Below are 21,351 nucleotides of genomic sequence, written 5' to 3' on the forward strand. Positions count from 1 at the left end.
TCTCCAGAGTGCAATTTTTGAACTTCATGGTTGAGTTGAACAAACGCTCTGAAGAGCTCCCATTCCTGACTGTCACACTCAAGGGGGGGGCTCCGGGGGTCTCGCTTGGTATCGACGATAAATTTGTCATTGACATGGAACGCTGTACGGGTAATGTAAACTGCTTTAGAATTCTGACAGATTTGAATGGAATTTTAGGCAGATATGGCTCGGTCCCTTTCCTTTACCGTCAAGGATGTGTGTAGCGCTCTGGGTGGTCTATGCCGATCGCGCGCCCATGCGTGGACTCAGTTGCCTCCTTTTTCCCTGATTGAAACTACGGAGCGGAGCGGAGCGCGCGTCGCTTCGACATTGCCGACTTGCTCGCCATGGCTGTCCTGCAAACGCTGGAAGATCGCTTTTGCGTCAAGAGCCGATTGCTGGGGCGATTATCCGGCGGTATTCATCGTTACCTGTCTGAGCCAAAGGCTGTAAGTGCTGAGGAATGGGTTTTCATTCGCCTTGAGGACGGAATGACGCGCAGAATTGATGCCGCGCCGATTTGCGAACCTGGTTGGGTTCTGGATATGGCGGAAGAGCGTAACCGTATCAATGTATACCTCGGTATCGCTCCGCCCCAGCGCGAATTGCCGCTGGTTGCTGATGTGCTTGTCCAAGCTAGATGAGAACAACCCTCGACCGACTCGGAGACTTCGGCGCACGTCCGGTTGATTGTGTCGAACTGCACCGCCAGGACGATCCTCGTCTGCTGCGTTATGTCGACCTCATTCGCGGTGGCTCATCTCCCATGGTCGACACGGTTATAGAAAACAAAGCGCAAGCGCTGCTCTATGTCGTTGATGTGGCACGACTGAGCGGCTTGGCCGACAGCGCTCGTTATATCGCCGAGCTACGCCGCAAGTTGGCCATGCGTGGCGACCCCGCTTGGCTTGGCGTGCTGCGCCTCGGTCGCCTGGATATCTACGCAACGGATCTCCGTCCCGTACCGGATTCCAAGCCTGTCTCCTTTTTCGCCGACCAAGCCGATGCCCTCGGTGTCCTCGCCAGGCTCGCTTACGGTGAAAATCTGGCCCAGCCGTCTGAACTGCTGCTGCGTAGCGTGCTCTTCGGGCTGATGACGGACGCCAGTCAGGAATTGAAAGAGATGGGCATGTCGACCAGCGAAAGCATCGCGTTGACCGGACGAGCCCTGTTTTTCCGCTACCTGATAGGGCGCGGGATTATCAAGCAACATCATCTGAGCGCCATTTCACCCAGTGCGCAATCACTGGAGATGTGTTTCGCCAGTGAAGATTGCCTGGTTGAAACCAACGCCTGGCTGGACCAGACCTTCAATGGCGACCTGCTGAAACTGCCCACGCAGAATTACCGGGAATATTTTCGCTATCTTTTTCTGCAGCTTGGGCAAGGCCTCAGTCGTCCCCTTGAGGCCATCCTCGGTCTGGACATGCCGCGCGCTCCCGGTGCTTCACAACGGTCGCTGAACTGGGGAGACCTGGATTTTGACCATCTGCCAATCGGTCTCCTGAGCGAAACTTACGAAGAATTGATGTGCCGCTTCGATGCAGAGACTCGGCACGATACCAGCGTCTATTACACCCCGGCGCATATTGCCGAATACATGGTTGACGAAGCTTTCCATCGGCATCCGGCCGGTGCGGCGGCAAGGGTGCTCGACCCGGCATGCGGCGCGGGTGTCTTTCTGGTTGCGAGCTTCCGCAAGCTCGCAGAACTGTATTTTGCGGAAACTGGGCGACGCCCTGAACGCGCTGCCTTGCGGCACATATTGAATGAGCAATTGGTCGGCTTTGACATCAATGCCCACGCGCGCATGCTTGCCGCCTTGGCCTTGTATCTCACCGCGCTGGAGCTCGACCCCGACCCAGCCCCGGTCGAAGAACTGACTTTCAGCAAACTGGAGGGCAAGGTCTTGATTGACGTTGCCGATCCTGATGCCGATCCGTGCTCTATCCGCCCCATGGCCGGTAGCATGGGCGATCATGTGTCGGCGCAATATCGTTCAGCCTTCGATCTGGTCATCGGCAATCCACCTTGGACCAGCCTCAAGCCCGCCTATGCCGCGATAGACCGGACGTTTACAAAACGCTGCCGTGCCATCGCCGCACAACGGGGTCTGCTCGATCTCTACCGTACCTATAAAAATCCGGATCAGGTGACCGACCTGCCCTTCATATGGGGGGCCATGGATTGGGCAAGGCCGGGTGGACGTATCGCACTGGCCTTGGCGGGGCGTTGGCTGTTCAAGATGTCGCCAGCCGGATTTTCTGCCCGTAGCGCGATTTTCCGGGCTTTGTCCATCACCGGTATTCTGAATGGCGCATCCGTTCGTCAGACCCGGGTTTGGCCCAATGTCGATCAGCCTTTCTGTCTGCTGTTTGCGGACAATCAAGTGCCTCAGGCTGGAGATCAGTTCGTTCTGGTCAGCCCCGACGATCAACCCGGACTCAGCGAAAAAGGACGCATGCGGATTGATGCCAGTGATGCTGTGCCGATCGCACTTGATCTGGTTACCAAACAAGCGGCGCTGATCAAGACCTTGTATCGGGGTTCCGTGCTTGATGCCGCTATTGTTCAGCGCATTCACGAACGGGCAAAGACTTCCCTCGGTGAATACTGGAATCACGAGCACGGATTGCTACGTGGGCAGGGGTATCAAGTCGCCAAGCGAACAGATGATGACTCGTTTCTTGAGGGTTACCCGACGCTGGGTGCCCGCTATGAGAGGCATCCTTTTGTGGTCCAGACTGATACGCTGACGCCCTACCAGCCTGGCGGCTTGCAATGGCCACGGAGCCCGGAAATCTATCGGGCACCATTAGTTTTGGTCCGCGAAGGATACAAATCAGACCGCAATCAAGGTCGCGCACTGCTCAGCCTTTCGAACATCGCCTATTCGGAATCGTATTACGGTTTCTCCGCCGCCAATCACCCTGATGGCGAATTCCTGGCCAAGTACCTGCTTGTGCTGATGCACAGCCAGCTATTCGAATATTGGGCGCTAATGACCAGCGCCAAATTTGGCGTTGAGCGTGAATCCTTACAATTGCGCGATATCGATAGTTTCCCGTTTGTCGCGCCGGAATGCTTCAACGCAAGCTGCCGCGAGCAAATCGATCGCTGCGCGGTCGCCCTGCTTGATCGCCAACCCGATTGGGCTGAACTGGATCAGACGGTTGCTGCGATCTATGGTCTCGGCCATTACGATCGGGAAACCATCGGAGACACGCTCGCGACGCGTTCGCCTTTCCCTGCAATCAAACAGTTCGCTTCCAGCCCGGTAAGTCAGCACTGCGCCGAGCAATTCCGCGCTCGTCTGGCCGAGGAGCTATCCAGCGTGTTGGCTGCAAGTGGATATCAGGTCCATGTCCAGCAACTTGCGGGCGATAGCCGACTTCCCTGGAAATTCATCGCTGTCTGCCTCGGGCAATGCACGCTGCCAGAGGCTTTGCCACCCACATGGATCAAGCATGCCGACGACCTTGCCGTCAGCCGTATCACCGTCGTTGACGCTCATCAGCCGCTGATTGTCATCGGCCTGCTCGATCAGCGACGCTACTGGACCCACACCCAGACCAGACTGCTGGCCTCCGATATCCTGTGGGCGCACGGAGCCTTGCTTGAGGAGCGTGCCAAACGATGAGTGGCCTGATGACCCGGAACTGGTCGCGACCAGCAGCCCCAGACTCTCCCGCACAGATTGCTCCATCCCTGCTTGTCGTTGTTCAGAATGCCCTCTCCATGGCCTGGCGGCTCTTGCAGCAAGAAGTGCAGGCCGGCACTTTCTCGATATGTGCCGCAACCGAGGACGAAATTACCGAGCGCCTTTACATGATTCTTGGGGAGTTTCATGCCGCCGGCGAAGCGGCTATTCCCGGATTATCGAAATTCGAAACCTCTGTCAGAGAGGGAAACATGCGGAATTTTGATGGCCGGCATCTGGATAAACAGCCCGATCTTGCCTTTCGCCCCCTGCGCGGCCAGATTCCGACAGCCAATTCGGTTCCAGCAGCCATCTTCATCGAATGCAAACCGATCGACAGCATCCATCCCTTACCGAGCATTTATTGCCGAGCGGGTTTGATCCGCTTCGTAAACGGCGATTATGCTTGGGCGGTGGACAGGTCCATGATGGTTGGCTACGTGCGTAATATTTGCTCGCTGCCGGGTGGGTTGGCGACATGCTTGAGCGATGCTCAGCTTGCCACTGAGTTAGCGCTACATGGCATGCTTCAAGCGCTAATCCCAACGGCCTCGGGCGATCCGGTCTATCAGTCAACACATGAACGAATGTTCTGCCTGCAGGGTGGTTCGACGCCAGCAGGCATGATTACGGTTCATCACCTGTGGCTTTCGCTGGCTCAACCCTGTGAAACGTCCAGTTGCCGCGACAACACAAAAAAAAGGCGACGGGGTGAGCCGTCGCCGAAGACGAACGCTAATACAACAACTTAGCGTAACGCAGAGGACCTTACTTCTTGCGCGGCGCGGGAACGTCCGTGCAGGAGCCGTGGGCAACTTCGGCGGCCATGCCGACGGTTTCGCCCAGGGTGGGATGCGGGTGGATGGTCTTGCCGATGTCGACGGCGTCGCAGCCCATCTCGATCGCCAGGCAGACTTCGCCGATCATGTCGCCGGCCGACGGGCCGACGATGGCGCCGCCGATGACGCGGTGCGTTTCGGCATCGAAGATCAGCTTGGTGAAGCCGTAGTCGGCGCCGTTGGCGATGGCGCGACCGCTGGCCGCCCAGGGGAACTTGGCGGTTTCGACCTTGCGGCCTTCCTTCTTGGCCTGGTCTTCGGTGTAGCCAACCCACGCCACTTCCGGATGGGTATAGGCCACGCCGGGGATGACCTGGGCGTCGAAAGCAGCCTTGTGGCCGGCGGCGACTTCGGCGGCGACGTGCGCTTCATGCACGGCCTTGTGCGCCAGCATCGGCTGGCCGACCAGGTCGCCGATGGCGAAGATGTGCGGGACATTGGTCCGCATCTGCTTGTCGACCGGGATGAAACCGCGCTCGTCGACAATCACGCCGGCCTTGTCGGCGGCGAACTTCTTGCCGTTCGGCGAGCGGCCTGCCGCTTGCAGGATCAGGTCGTACTTGACCGCTTCGGCCGGCGCGCCTTCGCCTTCGAACTTGACCCAGAGGCCGTCGTCCTTGGCGTCGACCGCGACTGTCTTGGTCTTCAGCATGATCTTGTCGAAGCGCGACAGGTTCAGCTTTTCCCAGACCTTGACCGCATCGCGGTCCGGGCCTTGCATCAGTGCGTCGCCCATTTCGACGACATCGACCTTGGCGCCCAGCGTCGAATAGACGGTGGCCATTTCCAGGCCGATGATGCCGCCGCCGATAACCAGCATCTTCTCCGGGACGAAGCGCAGTTCCAGCGCCCCGGTCGAGTCGACGATGCGCGGGTCGCGCGGGATGAAGGGCAGATGCACCGCTGCCGAACCGGCGGCGATGATGCACTTCTGGAACTTGATGACCTTCTTGCTGCCGGTCTTGTCCTGGCCGCTGCCGGTGGTTTCCTCGACTTCAAGGTGATGCGGGTCGAGGAAATGACCGTAGCCACGCACGATGTCGACCTTGCGGCCCTTGGCCATGCCGGCCAGACCGCCGGTCAGCTTGCCGACGACCTTTTCCTTGTGCGCGCGCAGCTTGTCGATATCGACCTGCGGTGCGGCGAAAGTCACCCCGGCGTCGGCCAGGTGGCTGGTTTCGTCCATGACGGCGGTGACGTGCAGCAGTGCCTTCGACGGGATGCAGCCGACGTTCAGGCAGACACCGCCCAGCGTCGAATAGCGTTCGACGATGACCGTCTTCATGCCCAGATCCGCCGAGCGGAAGGCAGCGGAGTAGCCGCCGGGGCCGGCGCCGAGGACGAGCATCTCGCACTCGATGTCGGCGCTGCCACCGTGGCTGGCGGCAGCCGGTGCGGCCACGGGGGCCGCTGCCGGCGCTGCGGCGGCCGGCGCCGGGGCGCTGGCGGCTGCCGCTGCACCGGCCTCGACCTTGATCAGCAGCGCACCTTCGCTGACCTTGGAACCGACCTGCACCAGCACTTCCTTGACCGTACCGGCGACCGTGGACGGTACGTCCATCGTCGCCTTGTCCGATTCCAGGGTGACGATGGCGTCGTCTACCTTGATCGTGTCGCCGACCTTCACGAACAGGTCGATGACCGGCACGCTGTCGAAATCGCCGATGTCCGGGACTTTTACTTCAACCAGATTGCTCATGGTCATTCCCCCTTACAGCGCGACGCGACGGAAGTCGGCCAGCAGTTGTGCGATATAGACGTTGAAGCGGGTCGCCAGTGCGCCGTCGATGACGCGGTGGTCGGCGGTCAGCGACAGCGGCAGGGTCAGGCGCGGCACGAATTGCTTGCCGTCCCAGACCGGCTTCATCGCCGACTTGTTGACGCCGAGGATGGCGACTTCCGGGGCATTCACGATCGGCGCGAAGTAGGTGCCGCCGATGCCACCCAGGCTGGAAATCGTGAAGCAGGCGCCGGACATGTCGGCCGGCTTGAGCTTGCCGTCACGGGCTTGCTTGGCCAGCTCACCGGATTCCTGCGCCAGTTCGAACACCGACTTCTGGTCGACATTCTTGACCACCGGCACAACCAGGCCGTTCGGCGTGTCGGCGGCGAAGCCGATGTTGAAGTACTTCTTCAGCACCAGGTTGTCGCCGTCGAGCGAAGCGTTGAATTCCGGGAACTTCTGCAGACCCTTGACGCAAGCCTTCATCAGGAAAGCCAGCATGGTCAGCTTGGCGCCACCACCCTTCTCGTTTTCCTTGTTGAGCAGCACGCGGAAGGCTTCGAGGTCGGTGATGTCGGCGTCTTCGTGATAGGTGACGGCCGGGATCATGACCCAGTTGCGCGACAGGTTTTGGCCGGAAATCTTCTTGATCCGCGACAGCGGCTTGACTTCGATCTCGCCGAACTTGCTGAAATCGACCTTCGGCCAGGGCAGCAGGTCGAGCCCGCCACCCAGGCTGGCGCCAGCAGCGGCGACCGGTGCCGCGGTGGCGCCGGACATCACGCCCTTGACGTACTTGGTCAGGTCTTCCTTGACGATGCGACCCTTGGGTCCGGAAGCGGCGACCTTGGACAGGTCGACACCGAGTTCGCGGGCATAGGCGCGGACCGACGGCGAGGCGTGCACCTTGCCGCCGACCGGCAGGGCCGGGGCTAGTGCGGCGGGCGCGGCGGCCGGTGCGGGAGCGGGCGCTGCGGCAACCGGTGCAGCAACGGGCGCCGGCGCGGCAGCTTGCGCCGCAGCAGCCGGGGCAGCTGCGCCGGCACCGGTTTCGACCTTGATCAGCACCGTGCCTTCGCCGACCTTGGCGCCAATCTGGACCAGCACTTCCTTGACCGTGCCGGCGACGGTGGACGGAACATCCATCGTGGCCTTATCGGATTCGAGCGTGGCGATCGCATCGTCGATCTTGATGCTGTCGCCAACCTTGACGTACAACTCGATGACCGGGACTTCGGCAAAATCGCCGATATCCGGCACCTTGACCTCGACCAGGCCGCCGGCGGCAGCCGGGGCGGGTGCAGCCGCCGGAGCGGCCGGTGCAGCGGCGGGTGCCGGTGCCGGAGCGGGGGCGGGTGTGGCTGCAACGGCGGCAGCCGCACCCGCTTCGACCTTGATCAGCAGGGCGCCTTCGGCCACCTTGGAACCGACCTGGATCAGCACTTCCTTGACCGTGCCGGCAACCGTGCTTGGCACATCCATGGTGGCCTTGTCGGATTCGAGGGTGACGATGGCATCGTCGACCTTGATCGTGTCGCCGACTTTGACGAACAGTTCGATGACCGGGACTTCGTCGAAATCACCGATATCGGGAACCTTGACTTCAATGATCTGGCTCATGTCGTCGCTCCCTTCTTAGACCGACATCGGATTCGGCTTGGCCGGATCCAGGTTGTACTTGACCAGTGCGGCCGCGACCTTCTCACGGGCAATCTCGCCGTTGTCGGCCAGCGCCTTGAGGGCAGCCAGCGTCACCCAGTGACGGTCGACCTCGAAGAAATGACGCAGCTTCTCGCGGGTGTCGGAGCGGCCGAAACCGTCGGTGCCCAGCGTGACATACGGTGCCTTGACGAAGGGGCGGATCTGCTCGGCGAACATCCGGATGTAGTCGGTCGAGGCGATGACCGGGCCCTTGGCGCCCGCCAGTTTCTGCTCGACGTGCGACAGCTTCGGCTCTTCCAGCGGATGCAGCAGGTTCCAGCGGGCGACGTCCTGACCGTTGCGGGCCAGTTCGTTGAAGCTCGGGCAACCCCAGATGTCGGCTTCGACGCCCCAGTCCTGCTTGAGCAGTTCGGCGGCGGCGATGACTTCGCGGAAGATGGTGCCGGAACCGAGCAGTTGCACGCGCGGGCCGGCCGAATCGCCGCCCTGCTTGAACGAATACATGCCCTTGATGATGTCGGCTTCGGCGCCGGCCGGCATTTCCGGGTGCTCGTAGTTCTCGTTCATCACCGTCAGGTAATAGAACACGTCTTCCTGTTCCTGGAACATGCGGCGCATGCCGTCCTGGGCGATCACGGCAACTTCGTACTGGAAGGTCGGATCGTAGGAGATGCAGTTCGGGATCAGTTGCGACAGGATCAGGCTGTGGCCGTCTTCGTGCTGCAGGCCTTCGCCGTTCAGCGTCGTGCGGCCGGCGGTGCCACCGATCAGGAAGCCGCGTGCGCGTTGGTCGCCGGCAGCCCAGCACAGGTCCAGCGTGCGCTGCAGGCCGAACATCGAGTAGCAGATGTAGAACGGAATGGTCTGGACGTTATGCACCGAGTAGGACGTGGCGGCGGCGATCCAGTCGCTCATCGCACCGGCTTCGTTGATGCCTTCCTGCAGCACCTGGCCGGTCTTCGACTCCTTGTAGAACATCAGCTGGTCGTGGTCTTCCGGAACGTAGTTCTGGCCTTCCTGGTTCCAGATGCCGACGGCGCGGAACATGCCTTCCATGCCGAAGGTGCGCGACTCGTCCGGGACGATGGGGACGACGTTCTTGCCGACATTCTTGTCCTTGAGCAGCATGTTCATGATGCGCACGATGGCCATCGTCGTCGACAGTTCGCGGCCTTCGCCGGAGGCCTTGAGCAGGGCGGTGAACGCGTCGAGCGACGGCACCGCCAGCGGCTCGGCCTTGCGGCGGCGTTGCGGCAGGTAGCCGCCGAGCGCGGCGCGGCGCGCCTGCATGTACTTGTACTCGGCCGAGTCTTCCGGGAACTTCAGGTAAGGCAGTTCCTCCAGCTTGTCGTCCGGCACCGGCAGGCCGAAGCGGTCGCGGAAGCGGGCGATCTGCTCCTTGTCCATCTTCTTCTGCTGGTGGGAAATGTTCATGGCCTCGCCGGCCTGGCCCATGCCGAAGCCCTTGATGGTCTTGGCCAGGATCAGCGTCGGCGCACCCTTGTGGGTGACGGCGGCGTTGTAGGCGGCGAAGATCTTGAAGATGTCGTGGCCGCCGCGGTTCAGGTTCCAGACGTCGTCGTCGGTCCAGTCGGCGACCAGTTCGCGCAGTTCCGGCGTGTTGAAGAAATGCTCGCGGACGTAGGCGCCGTTCTTGGCCTTGAAGGTCTGGTACTCGCCGTCGCACAGTTCCATCATGCGCTTCTTGAGGATGCCCTTCTTGTCGCGGTTGAACAGGGCGTCCCAGTGGGTGCCCCAGATCAGCTTGATGACGTTCCAGCCGGCGCCGCGGAATTCGGCTTCGAGTTCCTGGATGATCTTGCCGTTGCCGCGCACCGGGCCGTCGAGGCGCTGCAGGTTGCAGTTGATGACGAAGATCAGGTTGTCCAGCTTCTCGCGGCCGGCCATGCCGATGGCGCCGAGCGATTCGACTTCGTCAGTCTCGCCGTCACCGAGGAAGGCCCACACCTTGCGGTCGCCGGCCTTGGCCAGACCGCGCGAGTCCAGGTACTTCATGAAGCGGGCCTGGTAGATGGCCTGGATCGGGCCGAGGCCCATCGAGACGGTCGGGAACTGCCAGAAGTCCGGCATCAGCCAGGGGTGCGGATAGGACGAGATGCCCTTGCCGTCGGTTTCCTGGCGGAAGTTGTCCATCTGCTCTTCGGTTAGGCGACCGAGCATGAAGGCGCGTGAATAGACACCCGGCACCGAGTGGCCCTGGAAGAAGATCAGGTCGCCGCCGGACGGGTCGTTGATGCTGCGCCAGAAATGCGAGAAGCCGACGTCGTACAGCGCGGCGGCGGAGGCGAAGGAGGCGATGTGGCCGCCGACGTTGGTGTGCTTGTTGGCACGCACGACCATGGCCATGGCGTTCCAGCGGATGTAGGAGTGGATCTTGATCTCCATGTCCGGATCGCCCGGGTACTTGGGCTGCTGGTCGGCGCGGATGGTGTTGATGTATTCGGTGTTGGCGGAGTACGGAATGTCGATGCCGTCCTCGCGGGCCTGACCGATCAGCGTTTCGATCAGGTAATGGGCGCGTTCGGCGCCTTCGTTGCTGATGACGCCTTCGAGGGCGTCGATCCATTCCCGGGTTTCCTGCGGGTCCAGATCGGCGGGCAGGGTGTTCGGCTGGTCGGCCATGGTTTGTCTCCTACGTGGGTTTTCATTCTGTCCTGCTGGCTTAGCAGGACAACTTTAACGCTTTGCACGGAGGATCACACCCCGTGTTTACACCTAGTTTCTGTTGCGCATTGTAAAAACAAAATTCGCATCGTGCAATATTGCGTGATTGGTTTGCGGGATTTTTTTATGCAATTCGATATGAGACAAAAAACTAAAGCGGCCTTGCTTGCGTTGTATCAAATCGAAGTTCTGGCGCCTTCCTATAATTTCCGCTCTTGTCTTTGTAATCAGGAGCTTTCATGGCAGCAGTCATGCCCGCACCGGCCGCCAGCCGGCATTTGCTTTCCGGCAACGAAGCCGTCGCCCGCGCCGTCTGGGAAGCCGGCGTCAAGGTGGCTGCGGCCTATCCCGGCACGCCGTCGACCGAGATGCTCGAAGAAATCGCCACCTACCCGGATCTCTACGCCGAGTGGTCGGTCAACGAGAAGGTCTCGCTGGAAGTTGCCATCGGCGCCGCCTACGCCGGTTCGCGCGCCTTCTGCTGCATGAAGCATGTCGGCATGAACGTCGCCTCCGACGCGCTGATGACCCTGACCCTGACCGGCGTCAGCGGCGGCCTGGTGATTGCCATTGCCGACGACGTCGGCCTGTCGTCGTCGCAGAACGAGCAGGATTCGCGCTACTGGGGGCGTTTTGCCCACGTGCCGGTGTTCGAGCCGGCCGATTCGCAGGAAGCCTACGCAATGACGCTCGACGCCTTCGCGCTGTCCGAGCAGTTCCAGGTGCCGGTGATCCTGCGCATGACGACGCGCATCAATCACGTCAAATCCATCGTCACCGTCGGTGAGCGCGTGCCGCACACCGGCGCCGGCTTCCGCAAGGACCCGGCGCGTTACGTGATGGTCCCGGGCAACGCCGGCAAGCGCATTCCGCTGATGTTCCAGCGTGACCGCGACCTGCGCGCGCTGGCCGAGACTTCGCCGCTGAATTTCATCGAGCCGGGCAGCGACCGCCGCGTCGGCTTCATCACTTCCGGCCCGGCCTACATGCACGTCAAGGAAGCCTTCCCGGACGCCCCGGTGTTGAAGCTCGGCTTCTCCTGCCCGGCACCGTTCGAGAAGTGCCGCGAACTGGCGGCGCTGGTCGATCAGGTGGTGGTGGTCGAGGAAGTCGAGCCGCTGCTCGAAACCGAACTCAAGGCCCAGGGCATCGCCGTCATCGGCAAGGACATCCTGCCGTTGCAGGGCGAGTTGTCGCCGGCTGTGCTCAGGCCGGCGATTGCCCGGCTGCTCGGCGAAGCGCTGCCGGAAAGCGAAGCGACGGCCGCCCTGCAACTGTTTCCGCGACCGCCGACGATGTGCGTCGCCTGTCCGCACCTCGGTGTCTATTACACGCTGTCGCAGGTGCGTAACCTCAACATCTCCGGCGACATCGGCTGCTACACGCTGGGTGCAGGACACCCCTGGCAGGCGATGGATACCTGCGTCTCGATGGGCGCCTCGATGGGCATCGCCCTGGGCATGGACAAAGGCCGTGGCGAGTCCGACAAGGACAAGCGCGTGGTCGCCGTGATCGGCGATTCGACCTTCCTGCACATGGGCATGCAGGGCCTGCTTGACATGGTGTACAACAAGGGCAACGTCACCGTGCTGCTGCTCGACAACCGCGCCGTCGGCATGACCGGCGGTCAGGACAACCCGGGCAACGGCCGCGACATCCACGGCGACGAAGCGCCGCGCATTGACTTCGCCAAGCTGGTGTCGGCGTTGGGGGTCAAGGACGAGCGCATCCACGTGGTCAATCCCTACGAGTTGCCGGTGTTGTTCAAGACCATCCGTGAGGAGGTCAAGGTACCGGATGTGTCGGTGATCATCACCGACCAGCCCTGCGTGCTGATCAAGGATTACCACAAGCTCAAGCCCTACGCGGTCGACGAGGACAAGTGCACCGGTTGCGGCAACTGCATCGACGTCGGCTGCCCGGCCATCCACGTCACCCGCCGCGGCAAGGAGGTCAAGGCCAGCGGCCGTGAAGTCGATCTCGCCTTCGTCCGTATCGAGTCGTCGGTGTGTACCGGTTGCGGCCTTTGCCTGCAGCCCTGTGCGCCGAAGGCAATCGAGCACTACGTGCCGAGTGCGCCGATCCAGTTCGTTAAGGGAGGCTGTTCGGCATGAGCGCAACGACCAATATCCTCGTCGTCGGTATCGGTGGTCAGGGCGTCATGACCGCCACCGAAATTCTCGCCGAAGCGGCCATCGCCCTTGGTCACGATGCCAAGAAAACCGAAGTCGCCGGCATGGCGCAGCGCGGCGGCGTCGTTTCCTCGCACCTGCGTTTCGGCGAGCGCGTGCTGTCGCCGCAGATCACACCGGGCAGTGCCGACGTGCTGCTCGGTTTCGAATCGGCCGAGGCGATGCGCTGGCAGCACATGCTGAAAAAAGGCGGCATCACGCTGATGAACACCGCCCGGCTGGTGCCGCCGGTGGTCGAACTCGGCCTGTTCGATTACCCCGACGATCCGCTCGCCGAAATCCGCAAGACCGGCAACAAGGTGGTCGCCTTCGACGCGACGACGATCGCCCAGGAACTCGGCGACATCCGCCTCGGCAACACCGTCATGCTCGGCGCCATCGCCGATCATCTGCCGTTCGGTGCGGAAGTCCTGCTCGATTGCGTGCTCAAGCGTTTTGCGCGCAAGGGCGAGAAATTGGTCGAACTCAACCGGCGTGCTTTCGAGGCCGGCAGGGCGGCGGTTGGCGCAGCTGAAGCAGCGCTCGCGTAATCTGGTAAAATCCGCGCCGAATCAAAGGGAAAGGCCACCGCCTTTCCCCTTTTCTTTTTGACGGATGGACGATGACGGCACAAATCATTGACGGCAAGGCGCTGGCGGAAGAGCTCCGGCAGAGCTTCAAGGCACGCGTGGAAACCCTGACGGCCAAGGGGCACCAGCCCGGTCTGGTGGTCATTCTGGTTGGCGAAGACCCGGCCTCGCAGGTCTACGTGAAGAACAAGGTCAATGGCTGTCTGGCCATCGGCATGCACTCCGAGAAGATCGTCTACGACGCCGGCGTCGACCAGCAGGTGGTGCTCGACAAGATCGCCGAACTGAACGCCAACCCGGCGATCCACGGCATCCTGGTGCAACTGCCGCTGCCCAAACACTTCGACGAGGAGAAGGTGCTCGAAGCCATTTCCGCCGAGAAGGACGTCGACGGCTTTCATGCCGAGAACGTCGGCGCCCTGTCGCAGGGCGCGCCGCGCTTCATTCCCTGCACGCCCTACGGCGTCATGAAGATGTTCGAGAAGGGCGGCGTCGATCTCGCCGGCCAGGAAGCCGTCGTCATCGGCCGCTCCAACATCGTCGGCAAGCCGATGGCGATGCTGCTGATCAACGCCGGCGCCACCGTCACCGTCTGCCACTCGAAGACGCGCGACCTGAAGTTCCACACCCGGCGCGCCGACATCGTCGTCGCCGCCGTCGGCAAGCCGAAGTTCGTCAAGGGCGACATGATCAAGCCGGGCGCCGTCGTCATCGACGTCGGCATCAACCGCCTGCCGGATGGCAAACTGTGTGGCGACGTCGATTTCGACGACTGCCTCGCCGTCGCCGGCCAGATCACCCCGGTGCCGGGCGGCGTCGGGCCGATGACCATCACCATGCTGCTGGCCAACACCATCGAGGCCGCCGAACGCAAAGCAGGAATCCGCAAATGAGCGACAAGAAAATCTCCGTCGGTATCGTCATGGGCTCCGACTCCGACTGGCCGACCATGCAGGCCGCTGCCGTCATCCTCAAAGACTTCGGCGTCGCTTTCGAAGCCCGCGTCGTTTCCGCCCACCGCACGCCCGACCTGCTCTTCGAATACGCTGAGACCGCCGGCCCGCGCGGCCTGCAGGCGATCATTGCCGGCGCCGGCGGCGCCGCCCACCTGCCCGGCATGCTCGCCGCCAAGACGACGGTGCCGGTGCTTGGTGTGCCGGTGCAGTCGCGCGCCCTGTCCGGCGTCGATTCGCTGCATTCCATCGTGCAGATGCCCAAGGGCATCCCGGTTGCCACCTTCGCCATCGGCGAAGCCGGCGCAGCCAATGCCGCGTTGTTCGCCGTCGCCATGCTGGCCAACGGCGACGCGGCGCTGAACGCCAAGCTGCAGGCTTTCCGTGCCGCCCAGACCGAGAAGGTCCTGGCGATGAAGCTGCCCGAGGTCTGAGCCGCAATGGGAGAGGACCAGCTCCGTTTCAGCGTCGACCAACTGCCGCAACGCATCCTCGTGTTGCGCGGCGAGCGCGTCATGATCGACAGCGATCTGGCCGAGCTCTATGGCGTCGAGGCGCGCGTCCTCAATCAAGCGGTCAAACGAAATGGGGAACGCTTCCCCGTCGACTTTTCCTTCATCCTGACCAAGGAAGAAAAGCAGGAGGTCATCACAAAATGTGATCACCTCGCCCGGCTGAAGTACTCTCCGCACCTGCCGCGCGTATTCACAGAACACGGCGCCATCATGGCGGCTAGTATTCTGAACAGTTCGCGTGCCGTCGAAATGAGCGTCTTCGTTGTCCGCGCCTTTGTTCGCCTGCGCCAGATGCTGGTCGAACACAAGGACTTGGCTGAGCGCCTGGACGAGCTTGAAGCGCGTGTCGCGCGTCACGACAACACCCTATCCACCTTGGTGGCAACCATCCGGCAGATGGCGACCCCACCACTATCCTCGTCGCGCCAGATCGGCTTCGTGACTGATTCTCAGGAGAAGAAACAATGATCCTGCCGCCCGCCACGCTGGGCATGCTCGGTGGCGGCCAGCTCGGCCGCTTCTTTGTTGCCGCCGCCCACGAACTGGGCTACCGGGTCTGGGTGCTCGATCCGGACAAAAACTCTCCCGCCGCGCAGATCGCCGAACGCCACTTCTGCGTTGCCTACGACGACTACGCCGCGCTCGACGAATTCGCCGCCGGTTGCGCCGCGATCACCACCGAATTCGAGAACGTGCCGGCAGCGACGCTGGACTACCTCGCCAAGTTCGTGCCGGTGCGCCCGCACGCGGCGGCGGTGGCCATCTGCCAGCACCGCGTCAGCGAAAAAACCTTCCTGCGCGACAACGGTTTCCCGCACGGTCCGTTCATCGAGGTCAACAGCGATGCCGATCTCAAGGCCGCGCCGGCCAGCCTGTTCCCGGCCATCCTCAAGGTCGCCCGCTTCGGCTACGATGGCAAAGGCCAGGCGACGGTCAACAACGTCGAGGAAGCGCTGCTCGCCTTCGGCCAGTTCAAGGGCGAGCAATGCGTGCTCGAGCAGCGCCTGCCGCTCGACTATGAAGTCTCGGTCGTGCTGGCGCGCGACGAGCAGGGCAAGGTCGCCTGCTTCCCGACCGGCGAGAACCAGCACACGCGCGGCATCCTCGATGTCTCCATCGTGCCGGCGCGCACCTCCGGCTGCGTGAAGAGCGACGCCGAGGACGTCGCCGCGCGCATCGCCGAAAAGCTCGGCTACATCGGCACCATGGGCGTCGAGTTCTTCGTCAGCCGCGGCCAGCTGCTGGTCAACGAAATGGCGCCGCGTCCGCACAACAGCGGCCACTACACCATCGACGCCTGCGTCACCAACCAGTTCGAGCAACAGGTGCGCGCGCTGTGCGGCCTGCCGCTGGGCGAAGCACGCGCTCACTCCGCGTCGGTGATGGTCAACCTGCTCGGCGACCTGTGGTACGACGGTGATAGCTACCGCGAACCCGACTGGTCGGTGCTCTACGCCATCCCCAACCTGAAGCTGCACCTCTACGGCAAGCACCACGCGCGGCCGGGCCGCAAGATGGGCCACTTCACGGTCATCGGCGACAACGCCGAAGCCGTGCAGAAAGCCGCGCTGGCTGCCCGCGCCGCCATCGGCATCAAGGACTGATGACGCCTTCCGAAGCGGATTACCAGCGCGCTGTCGACCTGCTGCTGGCCGGCGAACTGGTCGCGCTGCCGACCGAGACCGTCTACGGCCTCGGCGCCGACGCTGCCAACCCGACGGCGGTGGCCAGGATCTTCGCCGCCAAGGGCCGCCCGGCCGACCATCCGCTGATCGTCCACCTGGCCGGCCACGACGCCGTCGAAGCCTGGGCCGAGCAAGTGCCGATCATTGCCTGGGAACTGATGGAAACCTTCTGGCCCGGCCCGCTGACGCTGATCCTGAAGAAGCAGGCCTGGGTGCCCGACGCCGTCACCGGCGGCCAGGACACCGTCGGCCTGCGCGTTCCCGGCCATCCGGTGGCGCTCGAACTGCTGCGCCGGTTTGCCGTCGCCAAAGGTGAGCACGCCGGCATCGCCGCGCCGTCGGCCAACCGCTTTGGCCGTATCAGCCCGACCACCGCCGCCCACGTCGCCGAGGAACTGGGCGAGCGCGTGCCGCTGATCCTCGATGGCGGTCCCTGCGCCGTCGGCATCGAATCGACGATCATCGACTGCTCGCGCGGCGAACCGGTGGTGCTGCGCCCCGGCCACATCTCGCCGCTGCATCTCGAAGCGGTGCTCGGCCGCGCCCCGGCCATCGAAACCAGCCACGGCGCGCCCCGCGTTTCCGGCTCGCTGGAAGCCCACTACGCGCCGATCACGCCGCTGCGCGTGGTCACCGGCGAGCGCCTGCTCGACTTCCTCAACGCCCAGCGCCATCGCGGCGGCACTTGCGGCGTGATCAGCCCCAACCAGCCGCCGCAGGCCGGCATGCCGCACGCCTGGCGGATGCTGCCGGCCGACCCGGTCGGCTATGCCCACGACCTCTACGCCGCGCTGCGCGACATGGATCACGCCAGTGTCGACCTGATCGTCGTCGAGGCGCTGCCCGGCGGTGCCGAATGGGCGGCCGTCGCCGACCGCCTGCGCCGCGCCGCGGCGGGCGCCGGACAAATCTGACTTCCGCGGGCGCTGGTGAATTCCGTCCAACGCTAGGCTATAATCCCCGCCACGGGCCGATAGCTCAGCTGGGAGAGCGCCGCGTTCGCAATGCGGAGGTCGTGAGTTCGATCCTCATTCGGTCCACCACTCGATTTCACCAAGAAGGCCTGTTTCCAAAGGCCTTTTTGCTTTTTTGGCGTAATCGAAGAGTGATTACGCTCCAGCAGTTAGGTCACGGCCTTACTGAATTGAGTCGGGCCCATCATCGCATCAGGGAAAAAGCGCTGCAGCCTTTCTGCCATCCCGGATACTCGCTCCGGCGTCGCGTGCTCGGCAATCATCTCAAGCAGCTTGTTGGCGACGGCGATCAATGCTGCTTCGTCCCTTGCCATGCGCAATTTTTCCCGGAAATGTTCTGCCAGGTGTTTGTCACGTGGCGCCAGCAGGCGCTCGGACAGATCAAACAGATACAGACGTGCCTCGCCCAAAGATGGACGCACAATCTTGAATGAGTCGGCTACATGGGTTGCCTGTTCTGGTTCGCGTTGTGCTTCTCGCGCCATTGCCGAACTGGGTGCAATGAAACCCAGTTCGAGCAATCGATCAACCAGTGGCGCTGCCGAGCCATCGTAAAGCGAAGCCAGCATTTCCCGGGGGCGCGTGCCATCGGCCAGCACGAGTACAGCGCGCTCGCGCAAGCCTAGCGTACGACGGCCGGGCTGAAGTTCAGTTTCGCCCAGTGGGGTTTTGGTGAGCATCGACCAAGCGTCAGAAATCCAAAGCCGCAAGTTTCGCCGGTCAGCGTTGCGGAATGATTAAGCGCTTGTGTCAGGCTTGCGGGTCGCTGTTCTTCCTGCCGTCACGTGTCTGGTAATAGCGAACCATACGCCGTCGTTTGGCCTTGACCCGCCAGTACCAGACCGCGCTGATCACGAAGTAGCTGAGCAGTCCAAAGATCGTTGCCATGATGGCCAGGCCGGTGATCAGGGGCAGGCCGAGTTTGCCGATGCGTTCCCAGATGCTGATTTCGTGGTCGGCGTCGTCGTGTACCGGTGGTTCGTCCTGCGGCGTGTCGCCGTAAATCCAGCTGCCCAGGCGGTAGGCCGCGTAATACACGGGGCCGAACGTGACCGGGTTGGTGACCAGGGTGCTGGCTGCGGCCGCCGGTACATTGGCGCGCAGCAGGACGGCGGCGGCAGCGGAGAAAGGGATCTGGGCGATCGGGATGAGCAGCCCGAAGAAAATGCCGAGTGCCACGCCGAGGGCGACGCCGCGGCGCGACCAGCGCCACAGTTGCGGGTGGGCCAGGAAGGGGCGTAGCCAGCCGAGCCAGCGATTGGCCATGATCTGTTCCCGGGTCGGGATCAGTGAGCGCAGGCGGCTGGTCGGGCGGGTCATGGCTGGTGGCTTGTGGGGAGGCTGGTGCAGGGTGAAAGCGCCGAATGATACCGCGTCCCCGTTGCCGAAAGCGCAGTTGCCTGTGTGCTTTTCGGCGGTGCTGTGGCGAATGTGCCAATCACTTGCAAGTGCACACGCTTCCCGGAATACTGTGGGCAAGGAGTGCGGCTTGGCAGAGACACTCCCGGCAAGCGGTTTGCTCCGCAAAAATAAGAATCCTGATGGAGGAAGACACCATGAACCACCCTGTTCACGTTCGTGCACACAAGCTGTCGCAAAATGCTTCGTTGTGCGTTTCCGGTTTTAACCTGATTGCCGCCGATTCCCCGGCAATCGAGGCGATGACTGATTTTTCCCGGGTCAATGTGGTCAGCATCGGCCCCGAAGCTTCGGTGGACGATGCCAATGCGCGCATGATCTCGCGCGGCGTCCGTTTGCTGATGGTGCTGGGCAAGGACGAGGAAGTCGTCGGCCTGATCACCGCCCGCGACATCCTTGGCGAGAAGCCTTTGCAGGTGGCGCAGGCGCGCGGTGGCAAGCGCGATGAACTGCATGTGGCCGACCTGATGACGCCGATCGCCAGCATCGACACCCTGTATCTGGAAGATGTGTTGCGTGCTCGCGTGGCCGATATCCTCGATGCCCTCAAGCAACTCGGGCGTCAGCACGTGCTGGTCGAGGATACCGATCCGTCCACCGGCCTGCCGCGCGTTCGCGGCCTGTTCTCGGCCACCCAGATCGGTCGTGCGCTCGGTGTGCCGGTGCTGGGCTTCGATCTGCCGCGGACCTTCGCCGAAATCGAGGCGGCGCTGGTCAACTGACGCCGCATGCGGGTAAACGAGCGTGGCGCAATGCCGCGCTCTGCCCGAACATTGGGGTTTGTCGTTTCCCGGAGAACTCGATGAGCACTGTGGCGCAATCCCTTTCCCCCGCTGGCAAGATCGTTTCGGCACGCGATGCCGTGGCCCTCATCGGCGATGGCGCGACGGTGGCGACCGGCGGTTTCGTCGGCATCGGCTTTCCCGAGAACATCGCCGTGGCGCTCGAGCAGCGTTTCCTCGAAACCCGCGAAGGCGATGTGCATGGCCAGGGCGCGCCGCGTGACCTGACGCTGGTCTATGCCGCCGGCCAGGGCGACGGCAAGGAACGCGGGCTCAACCATCTCGGCCATGACGGCCTGGTTGCCCGCGTCATCGGCGGTCACTGGGGGCTGGTGCCGCGCCTGCAGGAACTGGCGGTGGCCAACCGCATCGCTGCCTACAACCTGCCGCAGGGCGTGATTTCCCACCTGTTCCGCGACATCGCCGCCGGCAAGCCGGGAACGATCACGCGCACCGGTCTCGGCACCTTCGTCGATCCGCGTTTCGGCGGCGGCAAGCTGAACGAGCGGACGACCGCCGAACTGGTCCGGCTGATGGAAATCGACGGCGAGGAATACCTGTTCTACAAGGCCTTCCCGATTCACGTCGGCATCATCCGCGGCACCACCGCCGACCCGGACGGCAACGTGACCATGGAAAAGGAGGCGCTGACGCTGGAAGCCCAGGCGATCGCCATGGCCGCGAGGAACTCCGGTGGCATCGTCATCGTCCAGGTTGAGCGCATCGCCGAACGCGGCACGCTCAACCCGCGCCAGGTCAAGATTCCCGGCATCCTGGTCGATTGCGTGGTGGTCGCCGAGAAGCCCGAATACCACATGCAGACCTTCGCCGAGCCGTACAGCCCGGCCTTTGCCGGCGAAATCCGGGTGCCGATGTCGGCGCTGAAGCCGATGCCGATGAGCGAGCGCAAGATCATCGCCCGTCGCGCGGCGATGGAGCTGACGCCGGGTGCCGTGGTCAATCTCGGCATCGGCATGCCCGAAGGCGTGGCCGACGTCGCTGCCGAGGAGGGCATCGTCGACCTGATGACGCTGACCGCCGAACCCGGCGTCATCGGCGGTGTTCCGGCCGGCGGCCTGAACTTCGGCGCCGCCACCAACACGCAGGCGATCATCGACCAGCCCAGCCAGTTCGACTTCTACGACGGCGGCGGTCTCGACCTCGCTTTCCTCGGGCTGGCCCAGGCCGACCGCGAGGGCAACCTGAATGTCTCCAAGTTCGGCCCGCGACTGGCCGGTGCCGGCGGTTTCATCAACATCTCGCAATCGGCGCGCAAGGTCGTCTTCGTCGGCACCTTCACCGCCGGCCGCCTGGAAGTGGCGGTCGACGGCGGCAAGCTGAAGATTCTCCAGGACGGCTCGGCGGTCAAGTTCGTCGACCAGGTCGAACACCGCACCTTCTCCGGGCCGCAGGCGGTCAAGCGCGGCACGCCGGTGCTCTACATCACCGAGCGCTGCGTCTTCGAACTGACCGCGGCCGGGCTGGTGCTGACCGAAATCGCGCCGGGCGTTGACCTGCAGCACGACATCCTGGCGCGCATGGATTTCGCGCCCTTGATGCCGACTGCGCCCCGGCTCATGGACGCGCGTATCTTCGTCGATGCGCCGATGCATCTGCGGCCGGACATCCTGG

At 63.0% G+C, this 21,351-nt stretch carries 16 protein-coding genes, 1 tRNA gene and 1 pseudogene; 13 read left to right on the top strand and 5 right to left on the bottom strand.

Translation table 11 applies throughout. The features are described from left to right. Positions 1-368 precede the first annotated feature (368 nt). The 3 genes from G471_RS19375 to G471_RS0107805 are packed head-to-tail and all read left to right on the top strand — an operon-like array spanning position 369 to position 4,473. Positions 369-665, top strand: a complete 297-nt coding sequence (locus G471_RS19375; RefSeq protein ID WP_211226404.1) for a hypothetical protein — start codon at positions 369-371, stop codon at positions 663-665. Further along, complete coding sequence (locus tag G471_RS0107800) at positions 662-3,661, top strand: HsdM family class I SAM-dependent methyltransferase (protein ID WP_028994862.1); 3,000 nt, start codon at positions 662-664, stop codon at positions 3,659-3,661. Before G471_RS19375 ends, G471_RS0107800 begins: the two co-directional genes overlap by 4 nt. Beyond that, positions 3,658-4,473, top strand: coding sequence for a hypothetical protein (locus G471_RS0107805; protein ID WP_157272466.1), 816 nt, complete (start codon positions 3,658-3,660; stop codon positions 4,471-4,473). Before G471_RS0107800 ends, G471_RS0107805 begins: the two co-directional genes overlap by 4 nt. A gap of 16 nt (positions 4,474-4,489) precedes the next feature. Here the strand turns inward: G471_RS0107805 and lpdA are convergent, their stop codons facing one another. Genes lpdA through aceE form a run of 3 tightly spaced genes read right to left on the bottom strand, consistent with a single transcriptional unit; the run spans position 4,490 to position 10,588 of the window. Continuing rightward, the gene (lpdA, locus tag G471_RS0107810) at positions 4,490-6,259 is read right to left on the bottom strand and encodes a dihydrolipoyl dehydrogenase (protein WP_028994864.1); all 1,770 of its coding nucleotides are present in this window, start codon (positions 6,257-6,259) and stop codon (positions 4,490-4,492) included. 12 nt (positions 6,260-6,271) lie between these two features. After that, positions 6,272-7,903: a dihydrolipoyllysine-residue acetyltransferase gene (gene aceF, locus G471_RS0107815; protein WP_028994865.1), complete on the bottom strand. Its 1,632-nt coding sequence runs from the start codon at positions 7,901-7,903 to the stop codon at positions 6,272-6,274. Between the two features lie 15 nt (positions 7,904-7,918). Continuing rightward, entirely contained in the window at positions 7,919-10,588 is a 2,670-nt protein-coding gene (gene aceE, locus G471_RS0107820; RefSeq protein WP_028994866.1) for a pyruvate dehydrogenase (acetyl-transferring), homodimeric type, read from the bottom strand. 281 nt (positions 10,589-10,869) lie between these two features. Here aceE and G471_RS0107825 point away from each other — a divergent pair, with 281 nt between their 5' ends. From G471_RS0107825 to G471_RS0107860, 8 genes are all read left to right on the top strand, one after another. Then, entirely contained in the window at positions 10,870-12,744 is a 1,875-nt protein-coding gene (locus tag G471_RS0107825; RefSeq protein WP_028994867.1) for a thiamine pyrophosphate-dependent enzyme, read from the top strand. After that, the gene (locus G471_RS0107830; RefSeq protein WP_028994868.1) at positions 12,741-13,352 is read left to right on the top strand and encodes an indolepyruvate oxidoreductase subunit beta; all 612 of its coding nucleotides are present in this window, start codon (positions 12,741-12,743) and stop codon (positions 13,350-13,352) included. Before G471_RS0107825 ends, G471_RS0107830 begins: the two co-directional genes overlap by 4 nt. A 71-nt stretch (positions 13,353-13,423) precedes the next feature. Beyond that, entirely contained in the window at positions 13,424-14,284 is an 861-nt protein-coding gene (folD, locus tag G471_RS0107835) for a bifunctional methylenetetrahydrofolate dehydrogenase/methenyltetrahydrofolate cyclohydrolase FolD (RefSeq protein WP_028994869.1), read from the top strand. Further along, positions 14,281-14,778: a 5-(carboxyamino)imidazole ribonucleotide mutase gene (gene purE, locus G471_RS0107840; protein ID WP_028994870.1), complete on the top strand. Its 498-nt coding sequence runs from the start codon at positions 14,281-14,283 to the stop codon at positions 14,776-14,778. Before folD ends, purE begins: the two co-directional genes overlap by 4 nt. Before the next feature lie 6 nt (positions 14,779-14,784). After that, positions 14,785-15,327 carry an ORF6N domain-containing protein gene (locus tag G471_RS0107845; RefSeq protein ID WP_028994871.1) on the top strand — a complete coding sequence of 181 codons (543 nt, stop codon included), beginning with the start codon at positions 14,785-14,787 and terminating at the stop codon, positions 15,325-15,327. After that, positions 15,324-16,463: a 5-(carboxyamino)imidazole ribonucleotide synthase gene (locus G471_RS0107850; RefSeq protein WP_028994872.1), complete on the top strand. Its 1,140-nt coding sequence runs from the start codon at positions 15,324-15,326 to the stop codon at positions 16,461-16,463. The genes G471_RS0107845 and G471_RS0107850 overlap by 4 nt, the downstream gene beginning before the upstream one ends. Continuing rightward, on the top strand, positions 16,463-17,458 hold the full coding sequence (locus G471_RS0107855) for an L-threonylcarbamoyladenylate synthase (RefSeq protein WP_028994873.1): 996 nt from the start codon (positions 16,463-16,465) through the stop codon (positions 17,456-17,458). Before G471_RS0107850 ends, G471_RS0107855 begins: the two co-directional genes overlap by 1 nt. A 53-nt stretch (positions 17,459-17,511) precedes the next feature. Next, a tRNA-Ala gene (locus G471_RS0107860) sits at positions 17,512-17,587 on the top strand. An 80-nt stretch (positions 17,588-17,667) separates the two neighbouring features. Here the strand turns inward: G471_RS0107860 and G471_RS17030 are convergent. Both G471_RS17030 and G471_RS17035 read right to left on the bottom strand, forming a co-directional pair. Beyond that, positions 17,668-18,198 (bottom strand): hypothetical protein, encoded by a 531-nt coding sequence (locus tag G471_RS17030; protein ID WP_051295356.1) that lies wholly within the window; start codon positions 18,196-18,198, stop codon positions 17,668-17,670. A gap of 70 nt (positions 18,199-18,268) precedes the next feature. Beyond that, on the bottom strand, positions 18,269-18,838 hold the full coding sequence (locus tag G471_RS17035) for a DUF2062 domain-containing protein (protein WP_043421170.1): 570 nt from the start codon (positions 18,836-18,838) through the stop codon (positions 18,269-18,271). A gap of 236 nt (positions 18,839-19,074) precedes the next feature. On the opposite strand from G471_RS17035, the gene G471_RS17040 reads away from it, so the two are divergent. Together G471_RS17040 and G471_RS17045 are read left to right on the top strand one after the other, a co-directional pair. Next, entirely contained in the window at positions 19,075-19,659 is a 585-nt protein-coding gene (locus G471_RS17040; RefSeq protein ID WP_211226405.1) for a CBS domain-containing protein, read from the top strand. Positions 19,660-19,739: 80 nt separating this feature from the next. Next, positions 19,740-21,350: pseudogene (locus G471_RS17045) on the top strand (acyl CoA:acetate/3-ketoacid CoA transferase); the annotation flags it as partial. Between the last annotated feature and the right edge of the window lies 1 nt (position 21,351).

Source organism: Azonexus hydrophilus DSM 23864, from assembly GCF_000429605.1.
Taxonomy (GTDB): Bacteria; Pseudomonadota; Gammaproteobacteria; order Burkholderiales; family Rhodocyclaceae; genus Azonexus; species Azonexus hydrophilus.

Coding starts and splice junctions, on each gene's coding strand:
- lpdA (WP_028994864.1), bottom strand. CDS start 6,259: ATGAGCAATCTGGTTGAAGTAAAAGTCCCGGACATCGGCGATTTCGAC.
- G471_RS0107800 (WP_028994862.1), top strand. CDS start 662: ATGAGAACAACCCTCGACCGACTCGGAGACTTCGGCGCACGTCCGGTT.
- G471_RS0107830 (WP_028994868.1), top strand. CDS start 12,741: ATGAGCGCAACGACCAATATCCTCGTCGTCGGTATCGGTGGTCAGGGC.
- G471_RS0107805 (WP_157272466.1), top strand. CDS start 3,658: ATGAGTGGCCTGATGACCCGGAACTGGTCGCGACCAGCAGCCCCAGAC.
- folD (WP_028994869.1), top strand. CDS start 13,424: ATGACGGCACAAATCATTGACGGCAAGGCGCTGGCGGAAGAGCTCCGG.
- aceF (WP_028994865.1), bottom strand. CDS start 7,903: ATGAGCCAGATCATTGAAGTCAAGGTTCCCGATATCGGTGATTTCGAC.
- aceE (WP_028994866.1), bottom strand. CDS start 10,588: ATGGCCGACCAGCCGAACACCCTGCCCGCCGATCTGGACCCGCAGGAA.
- G471_RS19375 (WP_211226404.1), top strand. CDS start 369: ATGGCTGTCCTGCAAACGCTGGAAGATCGCTTTTGCGTCAAGAGCCGA.
- G471_RS0107850 (WP_028994872.1), top strand. CDS start 15,324: ATGATCCTGCCGCCCGCCACGCTGGGCATGCTCGGTGGCGGCCAGCTC.
- G471_RS0107845 (WP_028994871.1), top strand. CDS start 14,785: ATGGGAGAGGACCAGCTCCGTTTCAGCGTCGACCAACTGCCGCAACGC.
- G471_RS17035 (WP_043421170.1), bottom strand. CDS start 18,838: ATGACCCGCCCGACCAGCCGCCTGCGCTCACTGATCCCGACCCGGGAA.
- G471_RS17040 (WP_211226405.1), top strand. CDS start 19,075: ATGAACCACCCTGTTCACGTTCGTGCACACAAGCTGTCGCAAAATGCT.
- G471_RS0107825 (WP_028994867.1), top strand. CDS start 10,870: ATGGCAGCAGTCATGCCCGCACCGGCCGCCAGCCGGCATTTGCTTTCC.
- purE (WP_028994870.1), top strand. CDS start 14,281: ATGAGCGACAAGAAAATCTCCGTCGGTATCGTCATGGGCTCCGACTCC.
- G471_RS0107855 (WP_028994873.1), top strand. CDS start 16,463: ATGACGCCTTCCGAAGCGGATTACCAGCGCGCTGTCGACCTGCTGCTG.
- G471_RS17030 (WP_051295356.1), bottom strand. CDS start 18,198: ATGCTCACCAAAACCCCACTGGGCGAAACTGAACTTCAGCCCGGCCGT.